Raw genomic sequence first — 12,360 nt, 5'->3', positions numbered from 1 at the left:
GTGGCGCTGAGCCGGTAACCGGCGACGGCGCCCGCCACCACGAGGGCGCCGACGAGCAGGACCAGGAAGCCGGCGACCACCTTGCCGGTCACGCCCGACCCGGTGTCGTCGTACCTCCCGGCGGGCGGGGCGCCCGCGGCCTGCGACGCGGCGTGCGACCTCGGCTCACTCATGGTCCCCAGGGTATCCGGGGGCCCCGGGCGGACCGCCCCGGGGGCACCGGTGCCCGGTGAGTCCATAGAATGGGTCATCCCGATCCCCGAGCTCTCATGAACGGCAGGTGCGACGATGGCCGGTCTCCGGCTGATGGCGGTGCACGCCCACCCCGACGACGAGGCGTCCAAGGGCTCCGCGACCATGGCCAAGTACGTGGCCCGGGGCGTGAACGTGCTGGTGGAGACGTGTACCGGCGGCGAGCGCGGCAGCATACTCAACCCTGCGATGGACCGCCCCGACGTCGTGGCCGACCTCGTGGGCGTACGTCGCCGCGAGATGGCGCGCGCGGCCGACATCCTCGGCGTCGACCACCACTGGCTGGGCTACGAGGACTCGGGTCTGCCCGAGGGGGACCCGTTGCCGCCGTTGCCTCCCGGATGTTTCGCCCTTGCCGACGACGACGAGGTCACCCGCTCCCTGGTCGCCAGGATCCGGGAGTTCCGTCCGCACGTGATCATCACCTACGACGAGAACGGTGGGTACCCGCACCCGGATCACCTGAAGGTGCACTCCGCGTCGATGGCCGCCTACGAGGCCGCCGCGGACCCAGCCCGTTACCCCGGCACCGGCGAGCCGTGGGCCGTGGCCAAGGTCTACTACACGCACGGCTTCCCCAAGAGCCGTCTCGAGCTGCTCGACGAGGAGCTCTTCGCCCGCGACGGCGTCCGCCACTTCGCCGAGTTCCTCTCCCGCTGGGGAGACCGCCCCGACATCATGGAGCGGGTGACCACCCGGGTGGAGTGCGCCGACTACTTCGAGCAACGCAACTCCGCGCTCCTGGCCCACGCCACGCAGATCGACCCCAACGGGTGGTTCTTCGCCGCCCCGGTGGAGATGCAGCAGCGGGTCTGGCCCACCGAGGAGTTCGAACTCGCGGCAAGCCGGGTGGCCGTACCAGAGCGGGCTGAGGGAGAATACGAGTCAGACCTGTTCGAGGGCGTCGACCCGTACGTCGCGCTCCCGGTCGGACCGAGCACGAGTGAGGACCCGAGATGATCACCCTGGGACCGGACGTCCAGATCCTGGCGTATCAGACCTCGATGGTCTTCGCGCAGAACCAGTCGCCGGGCACGCCCGGGTACAACGACCACCCGATGGGTCCGGAGTTCGGCAAGGCCTCGCCGATCGGGATCCCCGTGGTCCTGCTCCTGCTGGTCGCGACGGTCCTCCTGATCCGCAACATGAACAAGCACATCAAGAACCTGCCCGAGACCTTCGACACCGATCACCCCGAGCCGGACCAACTGGCCGACGAGGGCACGGACCGGGCCGGTGTCGAGGGCGGGACCCCGGGCGCACCCGCCGATCCCCGCTGACCCTTTCTGACCCCCGCTGCGCCCCAACGCATCCGACCCGGCGCGCTGCGCCGCATCCGGTAGGGGCGGTGCGGTGGGGAGCTCGGCCCGATCGTCCGTCACCAGGCATCTCGGCCGGTAGTGTCACCTCCCGTGTTCTCGCCCCGCGCGTTGCGTCTCCCCGCCGCCCTCTCATTAGCCGTCTTCCTCGCGTTCCCCGCGCCGGTCGGTGCCCAGACCGTCGTCGACGGATCGACGCTCGGAGTGGCGGAGGTGCTGCAGTTCCCGGACCGCAGCGCCGAGGTCGCGATCCCGATCCCCGTTCCCGCCGGGCTGACCCCTCGGACCCTGAGCACGACGGTCCAGCTCCCCGTGGACCTGGACCGGGGTCATCTCGAGGCGTGGTCGGGCGACCTGCTGCTGGCCCGGATCGATCTGCGGCCGGACGTCGAGTCGGAACGCGTCACCATCCCCCTCGATCGCGGGCGGGTGCGCAACGACGTTCTGGACCTCACCCTGCGGACCGTCCTGCACTCCCAGGGCGAGGCGTGCCCGGACTGGACCGACCGGGCACTGGAGCTCCGCGATTCCGAGGTGGACTTCGCCGGCGAGCCCGAGTCCCCCCGGGTCCTCGCCGACTTCGTCCCCTCGGTCCTGGAGCGCCTGGAGATCTACCTCCCGGACGAGCCGACCCACGCCGAGTCGGAGGCCGCCGCCCAGCTGGCCCTCCTGGCGTCCACGAGGTTCGGTGGCAGCGGACTGGAGGTCGAGGTCCTCCCCGCGTCGGGCCCCAGGGCTCCGACCGCCTCGCCCTTCACCCGTAGAGCCGAGATCCGCGAAGCCGACGAGTCCCGGATCGACCTGACCGACGACGCCGTCCCCACCGCGGTGATCACCGGCGACTCCGCCAGCCTGGGGCGCCAGATGCGCTCGGTGACGAGTGAACTGTGGTCGCTGGCCGTCACGGGTTCGGCCACCCTCGATTCGCCCCTCCCGGCGCCCCGCGCCCTGGTGACCGAGGCGACCCTGAACGAACTCGGACCGGGTTCGCGCTCCGCGCGATCGGTCGGGTCGGTCTCGGCGGGTTTCGGGCTGGACCAGACCAGCCTGGGGACGGTGACCGGGGACGTGGCCGTCGATCTGATCGGGACCTATTCGCCGCCGCCGTCCGATCGCAGCGGGCTGATCGTGGTCACGGCCGGGCAGACCGTGTTGGACTCGTGGACCGCCGATCAGTCCGGGTCCTTCGACCGCACCGTGACGGTCCCCGCCGCCGCGCTGAACAGGTACACCGACATCACCGTCTCGCTCCAGACCGCGGGCGCGGGCGCGGCGTGCGGGGTCCTCCAGCCGCTGAGTCTGATCATCGACGGATCATCCCGGGTGCGCGTCTCCGACCCCGTCTCGCCCGCCCCGGCCGGCTTCGGCTCGCTCCCGCAGGCGCTCCTGCCCCGACTGCAGGTGGCCACGGGAAGCGGGTCACTGGAGGACACCGCGCGGGCGGTGACGATCCTCGCCGAACTGCAGGCGCTGTCCGCGACGCCACTGCTCCCGGAGTGGGTGGACGTGGAGACCCTCGTGGACGGGGACGTCCCGGGGCTGCTGGTGACGTCCGACTCCGCCCCGGCCGATCTCGACCTCCCGCTGACCCTGACCGGTGGCCGCACGCTGGAGGTGGTCGGGGCGCGGGACGGCCAGCCGGCCACGCTGCGGTTCTACGAGGACGTCGACTTCGCGTCGATGCAGGTGGTCCAGGACGGCGACCGTGCGCTCCTGGTGGCCTCGTCGAGCTCGGGCTCGGGTGAACTCGACCGCACCCTCGAGTGGTTGGACTCCGAACCGGGTCGGTGGTCGATGCTGGCCGGCAACGTGCTGTTCACGGCCCCCGACAGGGAGCCGATCGAGCTGTCCACGGCCGAGGCGATCGATGTGGACGCCAGTCAGGACCAGGGCACCGACGGTGTCCGTACCGCGCTGATCATCGGTCTGGCGGTTACGCTGGCGGGAGCGGCGATCGCCGGGATCGTCTGGGCGGTCACCCGGCGCCGTCGGGTCAGCCCGCGGCGGTGATGGCCGCCCCGGCTCGCCCCAGGGCCCTCGGCGAGGGGGCAGATCACGTCGCGAGGTGGGCACTGCTCGTGGTGCTCGTCGGCGCCGGGTTCTGGCGGTCGTGGGCGCGGATCGCGGAGGAGGTGACGGCCGGCTCCGGTAGCGAGGTCTTCCTCGCAGCCCCGGTCGGCGCCGTGGTCACCGCGGTGGCGTTCCACCTGCGGCGGCGGCCGGAGTTGCCGATCCACGACCGGCAGAGCGACAAGATCTCCGGGACCATCATCCTGGGGATCGCGATGATGATCGAGTGGCTGGTCCTGCCCAGGTACTCGGGCAGCTACGTCCTGTTGCATCTGGATTTCGTCGCCGCCTGGCTGTTCCTGTTGGGCGGATCCGTGTTCCTGTTCGGCACGCGCCGCACGTTCCGGTACTGGCCCGCCTGGCTCCTGCTCACCGTCGCCACCCCGGGTGTGCTGCGCCTGCTGGTCTACGTCCTGGGCGGCGGCCGCGGGGCGCAGGTGGCGGTCATGGTGGCCGTGGTGTCGGTCGGGCCGCTGATCATCCTGGGGCCGCAGGCGATCCGCCGACTCCGTCGGACCGGTGCGGGTGGTCGTCGGCGCCCGGAGGGTCCCCCCCGGAAGTCTCTGGTGGTCTCTCCGCGTGAGGCCTGGCGGAGCGCGCCGCTCCTGACCGTCGTGGCCGTGCTGCTCGCCCTGGCGCCGCTGCCGGCGGAGATCGAGGAACGCGTGGCGCCGGGGCCCGCCGCCCTGAGCGGACCGGGTCAGACGGTCCCCCCGGGATGGCAGGAGATCGAGACGATCGACTACCCGTGGGCGGAACGGATGTACGGTCCGTCCGCCACGCTCCAGCGTCAGATGATCAGGGCCACCCGTGTCAGGGCGGACTGGGACCAGCTCCTGCGCCCCAGGGTCGCGGCGGTGCAGACGCTGACCGTCAGCGATGCCGGGGTGCTCGAGGTGTTCCCGCTGGAGATGACCTTCGACCTGAGTTCGGCCCGGGTCAGCCCGCCCCGGACGGTGCCCCTGGACCGTGGGGTGTCCGCGCGATACCGGACGGTGATCGACGACGAGAACCTCCTCACGTGGAGCCTGATGTCGTTCCTCTGGAACCGGGCGGGGGACGGGGTGCAGCGCGTCACGATCATCACCGTGGACAACCACGAGTTCGACGCCGAGTTCCCCCAGACGATCCCCAGCACGCGATCGACCTTCTCTCGTCTGCTCAACCTGCTGCTGCGCGGGGAGGGCGCGGTCACCGACACCAACCCACAGGACAAGGACCTCGACATGCTGACCGAGCTCGCGACCGATCTGGTGGAGGCGCAGTGGACGGGCGAGTAGGTCCGGAGCTCACGGCTCCCGAACCCGCCGACCCCGACAGGGCCCGCAGTGAGGCCGCTCTCCACGACGCCGTGCACGGGTTGTTCGAACGCGACCCGCTGGCCTCGGCGGCGGTGCCGTTCGTGCCCTGGCAGAAGTGGGCAGGACTCGCCGGGATCGCCGTGGTCGTCCTCGCCCTGGTCGTGGCCACCACGCCGACCCTCATCGCGCTGACGGCGGTGAGCACCGCCGTCTACCTCATCACGCTCGCCGACCGACTCCTCCTGCTCGGGCGCGGCCTGGCCCGGGACTCGATCCTCCACGTGGAGGACGATCGCGCTCTCGCCGTGGCGGACTCCGACCTGCCCACCTACACCGTGCTGGTGCCCGCGTACAACGAACCGGAGGTGATCGGCGACCTCATCGACGCCGTGAGCTCCATCGACTACCCGGCGGACAAGCTGGAGGTGTTGTTGCTGCTCGAGGCCGACGACGACGTCACGATCGACGCCGCGGAGGCCGCCGGCCTGGGCGAGGTGTGCCAGATCCTCCGGATCCCGCCGGCGGACCCCCGCACCAAGCCGAAGGCCTGCAACTACGCACTGCACTACGCCACCGGGGAGATCATCACGATCTTCGACGCCGAGGACCGCCCCGATCCCCTCCAGCTCCGGCGCGTGGCCGTGGCCTTCGCGGAACTCGACGACGACGTGGTGTGCGTCCAGGCCAAGCTGACGTTCCACAACGGGTCGCAGAACATGCTCACCGCGTGGTTCACCGCCGACTACGCGCTGTGGTTCAACTTCCTCCTGCCGGGGCTGATGAAGTCCAGTTCGCCCATCCCCCTGGGGGGCACGTCGAACCACATCAAGGCGGACGTGCTGACCGAGATCGGGGCGTGGGATCCGTACAACGTCACCGAGGACGCCGACCTGGGTGTCCGGATCGCCGCCCGCGGCCACCGGACCGCGGTGCTCGACTCCACCACCCTGGAGGAGGCCAATCCCGATCCCATCAACTGGATCAGGCAGCGCTCCCGCTGGTACAAGGGGTACCTGCAGACCTGGCTGGTGCACATGCGTCAGCCGGTCACGCTGTGGCGCACCCTCGGCACGGTGAGCATGTTCCGGTTCACGACCCTGCTGGCCGGCACCCCCGTGATCGCCTGCCTCAACATGGTGTTCTGGCTCATCACCCTGTCCTGGATCCTCGGACAGCCGGCCGTGATCGAGCAGGTCTTCCCGGCCTACGTGTACTTCCCCGCGTTGATCTGCCTGGTGCTCGGCAACTCGACGATCCTCTATTCGAACTTCATCGCGTGCCGTGAGACGGGCAACGCGTCGCTGTGGTGGGCGTGCCTGACGGTTCCGCTGTACTGGGTGCTCATGTCGATCGCGGCGATCAAGGGCACCTACCAGCTCTTCGCCAACCCCTCCTACTGGGAGAAGACCGTGCACGGGTTGGCGTCGTGAGGGGGCCGGCGTCGTGAGATCCCGTCCCCTCATCCTCTTCACGGCGTTCACCGTCCTGTACCTGGCCGTCGGGCTGTACCTGTCGCTCGGCGCCAACTACCTGCAGGGCGATGCCCTGAGCCGCGTCGCGGACACCCGGGCCGCGCTGCTCTCGCGCGACCCGCACCTGGCGGCCATCGGCTTCATCTTCACCCCGCTCACCGCGCTCGCCCAGCTGCCCCTGGTCGGATTGTCGGAGTGGTTCCCGGCGCTCACCAGGTGGAGCCTGACGGCGGTGGCGGTGAGCGCCCCGGCGATGGCGGGGGCGGTCACCCAGATCCACGCGATCGCGAGGGAGCGCCGGTGCCCGGCCTGGTTCACCTGGGGGGTCACCCTGGTCTTCGGGCTGCACCCGATGATCGTCTACTACGGCGCGAACGGCATGAGCGAGGCACTGTTCGTCTTCTTCGTGGTCTGGGCGGTGCGCCGCCTGGTCCGGTGGATGACCACCGACGACGTCCACGACCTGATGGTGGCCGGTTTCGCGCTCGGGATGGCCTACCTCGCCCGCTACGACGCGCTGGCCGCCTCGGGCACCGCGACGCTGTTCGTCGCGGCGGTGTCCTACCGGCGCAGCCGCCGCACCGAGACGGCGATCCTCGACGGCGTCATCCTCGCCGCGCCCACCGCGCTGGCGTTCCTCGCGTGGGCGGCGACCAGCTGGTTGGTGACCGGCAGCGCGCTCGCGCAGTTCTCCTCCCGTTACGGCAACGCCGCGATCCTCGAGCAGTCCGGCGGTGGCTCCACCGGGGGACTGTCTGCCCTGGCCTTCTCGACGGCGGAGATCGTGGTGCTCGCGCCGGCGCTCGGAGTGGTCCTGCTGGTGTGCGTGGCGCTGGCGGTGCGCCGCCGGGATCCCGAACCGCTGGCCGCGGTGGTCCTCGTGGCGGTGCTCGCCTTTGCCGTTGTCACCTACCTCCGCGGCATGACGTTCCCGTTCCTGCGGTTCTACATCAGTGCCGTCCCCCTGATCGTGGTGCTGGCGGTGTTCTGCGTACCGCGCGGGGGCACCATGCGCACCCGACGGCCCGGACCCCGGGCGACGGTGCGGACGCAGGACTCGCTGATCGGGGGACGTGTGGTGCCCGTGGCAGCACTACTGCTGCTCGTGGCGGGCGTCCCGTTGAGCGCCGCGGCCATGGTGTCCCCGACTCTGTCCCAGGAGCAGCACGCCCTGCACGCGGTGATCCTCCCCGAGGTCGGTGACAGGCCCGCGGAGGTCAGGTTGCAGCAGGAGGCGATCGTCGCGTCGTTCGACACCGAGCGTCGGCTCGCCGACTACCTGGATTCCCTTGACCTGCCCGAGGGAGCGGTCATCATGGATACGGTCCACGGTTTCCCGATCATCGCCTCCACGACCAGGCCCGAGCAGTTCGTCATCCCGTCGGACCGCGACTTCGTCGAGATCCTCAACGACCCGGCGGCCCACGGTGTGCGATTCCTCCTCACCGTGCCCGCCGAGGGACGGGGCACCTCCGACGCGCTCAACCTCCGCTATCCCACGGTCCACGAGAACGGTGCCCAGCTCGGCAGCCTGGAGTTCGAGGTGGTCAACTCCGGAAGCGACCGTCCGACCTGGCGACTGTGGCGGGTGTTCGAGTAGGTCGGCGGTGGACAGGGGCGCTCCCGGGGCATGCCGGGGCGATTCCCCGCGCATCCCCCGATCGCGCATCTGTTTGTGGTGGAGGCCGGGGGATAGTCGACTATTGTCAGCCCATGAAGACCGCTCCGCTCGTCGGACTACTCGTGCTCGTCATGACGCTGGCCTGCGCCGCACCGCCGGATTCCCGGTCCCAGGTCCAGCCGCACAGGGCGACGGTCTCCGGGGGTGAACTCCACCTCGACGGCCAACCCTGGTGGCCGACCGGGCTCAACGCCTACCAGCTGGCGACCGACTGGAGCATCAACCGGGGGTGCGGGGCGATGGTCGACCTCGACGAGTACTTCGGTTCGCTTCCCGACGGGGCTGTCACGAGGTTCAACGTCTTCCAGCAACTCGCCGTGAACAAGTTCACCGGAGAGCTCGACTTCGCCCCGATCGACGCCGTCTTCGCGGCGGCGGAGCTCCACGAGCAGATGGTGATCCCGGTTCTCGTGGGCCAGGACGGGGCCTGCGAGGACGAACAGTACAAGGACCGCGACTGGTACCTGGGCGGCTGGGAACAACCCACCGCGATGCCGCTGAGCTACCGCGACTGGGTCACCACCGCGGTCGAACGGTGGTCGGGGTCGCCGGTCATCGCGGCGTGGGAGCCGATCGGGGAACCCGAGACCGCGGTCTGCGGAACCGCCGACTGTCACTGGCTGTACCGGACCTGCCCGGCCGACTCGGCGGAGGTTCTCCGCGAGTGGACCGACGAGGTCGGACAGCTGATCCGGCAACGCGACCCCGGCCGACTCATCACCGCCGGCCTCCTGGGAGGTGACCAGTGCGGTCTGGTCGCCGACGGGTACAGGCTCATCGCGGAGTCCCCGTACGTGGACGTGCTCCAGTACCACGACTACGACAACGCCGGATTCCTGCCACTCCGCCTCGCGCAGACCGACAAGCCGCTCGTGGTGACCGAGCTCGGGATCGCCGCGGGCTCGTGCCTCTCCCTCGAGGATCGTGCCGTCCTGATCGGCGAGCGCATCGACGACTACGAGGCCATGGGCGCCGCGGGAGCCATGCTCTGGGCGTTCGTCCCGGACCCCAGGCCGGCCGAGTGCACCTTCGACATCGGGCCGGAGGACCCCATCAGGGCGCTGCCCCGGATGGCCCGGAATTAGACGTACTGATCTCGCGGCTAGCCCGCACCACCGAGCAGGTCGCCCATCGGGACGAAATCGCCGAACTCGTCGTCGTCGCTCCTCCGGCCCCGGCCCGCGTCCGCCCGGGTCGGCGCCACCGCGCCGCCGGTCACCCCGGCGAAGCGCAGCATGTAGTCGGCCAGTTCAGTGCCCACGCGGTCCGCCCGCGAGGCCAGGGAGTCGCCGTCGCCCCCGGTGGCGACGGCCCCGAAATCCTCGGAGGCCGCGAACACCGAGGTCGGCACCACGTCCGCCTTGAGGTAGGCGAACATCGGGCGTAGCGCGAAGTCGATCGACAGCGAGTGCCGGACGGTCCCGCCCGTCGCCCCCAGCGCCACCGGGACCCCGGTCAGCGTGCCGGGGTCGATCACGTCGAAGAACGACTTGAAGAGGCCCGAGAACGACTGGTTGTACGTGGGGGTCACCGCGATCACCCCGTCCGCGCGGGCGATCTCCTCGAGTGCGGCGCGCAGCGTGTCGCCGGGGAATCGGGTGAAGGTGGCGTCCACGACCTCGTGGGCGAGCCCCCGGACCTCGAGGACCGTCACATCGACGTCCTTGCCGTGGCGCGCGAGGGCCTCACGGGTCGCCGAGGCGAGCCGGTCGGCCAACATCCTGGTGCTCGACGGCACCGAGGTGCCCGCCGAGATCACCACCAACCGCAGCGGCCGTCCGTCGGGTGCGTGGGTGGAGGTCACTTGTCCCCCCGTCCCGCCGGTGCCTGGGCGAGCCGGGACTCGGTGCGGCGGGCGCGGGCCAGTGACTGCTCCTGCGCGCGCTGTCCGCCCTCGACGGTCAGGCCGGTCCAGTTGTCGCCGGTGCCGAACCGGTAGGCGTCCGAGTACGCGGGCGCTCCCTCGGCGGCCAACGCGGCGTCACGTGCCGCGACACGAGCGGCGTGCGTGGGCCCGTCGGGCACGTGCGCCGGCCGCAGCGCGTCGAGTTCGCGGCGCAGCACCGGGACGATCTCGGTGCCGAGGATCTCGATCTGCTCAAGCACCGTCTTACGCGGCACGCCGGCGTGATCGATGAGGAACATCTGGCGCTGGTAGTCGCCCACGTGCTCGCGCATGGTCATGTAGCGGTCGATGACCTGCTGCGGGGACCCCACCGTGAGCGGGGTCTGGGCGGTGAAGTCCTCGAGCGACGGGCCGTGGCCGTAGACCGGGGCGTTGTCGAAGTAGGGGCGGAACTCGTCCACCGCGTCCTGGCTGTTGGGACGCGCGAAGAACTGACCGCCCAGCCCGACGATCGCCTGATCAGCCGAGCCGTGACCGTAGTGCTCGTACCGGCGGCGGTACAGCTCGACCATCTGCTTGGTGTGGCTGATCGGCCAGAAGATGTTGTTGTGGAAGAACCCGTCACCGTAGTAGGCGGCCTGCTCGGCGATCTGCGGCGAGCGGATCGACCCGTGCCAGACGAAGGGCGCGACGCCGTCCAACGGTCGCGGGGTGGACGTGAACTGCTGGAGAGCAGTCCGGAACTTGCCCTCCCACTCCACCACGTCCTCGTGCCACAGACGGTGGAGCAACTCGTAGTTCTCGATCGCCAACGGCAGACCCTGTCGGATGTCCTGGCCGAACCACGGGTACACCGGGCCGGTGTTGCCGCGTCCCATGGTCAGGTCGACCCGGCCCCCGGCGAGGTGCTGCAGCATGGAGTAGTCCTCGGCGATCTTCACCGGGTCGTTGGTGGTGATGAGCGTCGTGGCGGTGGACAAGATGATGTCCGAGGTCCTCCCGGCGATGTAGCCCAGGGTGGTGGTGGGGGAGGACGTGACGAAGGGCGGGTTGTGGTGCTCGCCCAGGGCGAAGACGTCCAGGCCCACCTGCTCGGCCTGGACCGCGTACTCGACGACGGCCTCGAGGCGTTCGTGCTCGGTCGACACCTGCCCGGTGAGGGGATCAGGTGTGATGTCGGCGATGGAGAAGATCCCGAACTGCATGATGGCGAGCCTTTCAGTCTGTTGGTGCGTTCCATCCTAACTTGCTGACATGTCAAACAAAAGGGGGGCTGTGAGTATTCCGCCTCACCCTTGGCGCCTCTCGGTTCGCGAGTTCTCCTCCGCGCCGTGGCCTCGGGATGTGAGTATTCGGCGATCGCCATCACGACTGCCGCAAGGAGGCCCGGTGACCGAGTGGATCGTCCGAAGGTGGTCCCGTTTCGGCCACGACCGGCTCTATGCCGCGACCCCCGGCGGAACCGACCTGGGCTTCCTCGATCTGGCGACGGGTCGCTACCACTCTGACGACCTCGCCAACCTGCCGCTGTTGCACAAGGCGATCGAGGACCACCTGGGCGCCCGCCGGCACCGCGAATCGGCGAAGCAGTCGAGCCGACAACCATGGGTGACCGATGTTCCGTCGCCTGCGCCTGCGCCTGCGCCTGCGCCGTCACCGTCCTCGTCGTCGACACCGCCGTCGTCGAAGTCGGGGCCGGTCGCGGCGGTGACCGGTCTATCGCCAACTCCGTCGAGCGAGCACACCACCGTGCCAACCACGGCATCCGGACCGAGGTGGCACGATCTCGCCGATGCTCGTGCGGGGGCGGCCGCACGCGAGCGAGCGCTCGCCGAGCGGGAGGCGCAGGGGATGGTGCGCCATGTGCTCGCCCGGTTGGTCGACGCGAAGACCGACGAGCGTGCCTGGCGTATCGGCGCGGACGGTGAGCAGGCCGTCGGCGAACAGCTGGCGGGCCTGGACGCCCGGTGGAGGATCCTGCACGCCGTACGCGTGGGGGAGAGGGGTGCCGATATCGACCACGTGGTGATCGGACCCGGCGGCGTCTTCACCGTGAACTCCAAGAATCATCCCAAGGCGGCGATCTGGGTGGGCGGGGACACCTTCATGGTCAACGGCAGTCGGGTTCCGTACATCCGCAACAGTCGGCACGAGGCGAGGCGGGCATCCCGTCTGCTCGCGGAGCAGGTCGGCTTTCCGGTCCCGGTCGTCGGGATGATCGCGGTGGTGGGAGCTCGAGGGGGATTCACCGTGAAGAACCAGCCCTCAGATGGCGCTGTGACGGTGGTTCCCCGGCGTCGCATCAGGCGATTCCTCACGTCGCAACCGCAGCGACTGGGATTACGCGAGATCGACGCAATCCACGAGGTCGCCAGGCGATCCACGACGTGGCACCGCTGAACCCGGGTTGGTGAGGGTT

At 70.0% G+C, this 12,360-nt stretch carries 10 protein-coding genes; 8 read left to right on the top strand and 2 right to left on the bottom strand.

Annotated elements, in window-relative coordinates; genetic code table 11:
• Positions 1-288: 288 nt before the first annotated feature.
• The 7 genes from mca to G6031_RS12155 all read left to right on the top strand — a co-directional run bounded on the left by mca (position 289) and on the right by G6031_RS12155 (position 9,180).
• Positions 289-1,212 (top strand): mycothiol conjugate amidase Mca, encoded by a 924-nt coding sequence (mca, locus tag G6031_RS12185; RefSeq protein WP_179525714.1) that lies wholly within the window; start codon positions 289-291, stop codon positions 1,210-1,212.
• A gap of 44 nt (positions 1,213-1,256) precedes the next feature.
• The gene (locus tag G6031_RS12180; protein WP_241737332.1) at positions 1,257-1,532 is read left to right on the top strand and encodes a hypothetical protein; all 276 of its coding nucleotides are present in this window, start codon (positions 1,257-1,259) and stop codon (positions 1,530-1,532) included.
• 132 nt (positions 1,533-1,664) lie between these two features.
• A complete protein-coding gene (locus G6031_RS12175) occupies positions 1,665-3,581 on the top strand; it encodes a hypothetical protein (RefSeq protein WP_182653402.1) in 1,917 nt (638 codons plus the stop codon).
• Positions 3,581-4,921, top strand: coding sequence for a hypothetical protein (locus G6031_RS12170; protein ID WP_182653401.1), 1,341 nt, complete (start codon positions 3,581-3,583; stop codon positions 4,919-4,921). Before G6031_RS12175 ends, G6031_RS12170 begins: the two co-directional genes overlap by 1 nt.
• Positions 4,922-4,992: 71 nt before the next feature.
• Positions 4,993-6,372, top strand: a complete 1,380-nt coding sequence (locus G6031_RS12165; protein ID WP_347238491.1) for a glycosyltransferase — start codon at positions 4,993-4,995, stop codon at positions 6,370-6,372.
• A gap of 13 nt (positions 6,373-6,385) precedes the next feature.
• On the top strand, positions 6,386-8,014 hold the full coding sequence (locus G6031_RS12160) for a glycosyltransferase family 39 protein (protein WP_182653399.1): 1,629 nt from the start codon (positions 6,386-6,388) through the stop codon (positions 8,012-8,014).
• A gap of 113 nt (positions 8,015-8,127) precedes the next feature.
• Entirely contained in the window at positions 8,128-9,180 is a 1,053-nt protein-coding gene (locus G6031_RS12155) for a beta-mannosidase (protein WP_182653398.1), read from the top strand.
• Between the two features lie 17 nt (positions 9,181-9,197).
• Here the strand turns inward: G6031_RS12155 and G6031_RS12150 are convergent, their stop codons facing one another.
• Both G6031_RS12150 and G6031_RS12145 read right to left on the bottom strand, forming a co-directional pair.
• Positions 9,198-9,899 carry a CE1759 family FMN reductase gene (locus tag G6031_RS12150; protein WP_182653397.1) on the bottom strand — a complete coding sequence of 234 codons (702 nt, stop codon included), beginning with the start codon at positions 9,897-9,899 and terminating at the stop codon, positions 9,198-9,200.
• The gene (locus tag G6031_RS12145; RefSeq protein WP_182653396.1) at positions 9,896-11,146 is read right to left on the bottom strand and encodes an LLM class flavin-dependent oxidoreductase; all 1,251 of its coding nucleotides are present in this window, start codon (positions 11,144-11,146) and stop codon (positions 9,896-9,898) included. Before G6031_RS12145 ends, G6031_RS12150 begins: the two co-directional genes overlap by 4 nt.
• Before the next feature lie 184 nt (positions 11,147-11,330).
• On the opposite strand from G6031_RS12145, the gene G6031_RS19210 reads away from it, so the two are divergent.
• Positions 11,331-12,341, top strand: coding sequence for a nuclease-related domain-containing protein (locus tag G6031_RS19210; RefSeq protein WP_347238490.1), 1,011 nt, complete (start codon positions 11,331-11,333; stop codon positions 12,339-12,341).
• The last annotated feature ends 19 nt before the right edge of the window (positions 12,342-12,360 follow it).

Origin of the sequence: Dietzia sp. CQ4 (genome assembly GCF_014145125.1) — a bacterium.
GTDB lineage: Bacteria > Actinomycetota > Actinomycetes > Mycobacteriales > Mycobacteriaceae > Dietzia > Dietzia natronolimnaea.
The sequence above is the reverse complement of the archived record's forward strand: the minus strand, read 5'-3'. Positions and strand labels throughout refer to the sequence as shown.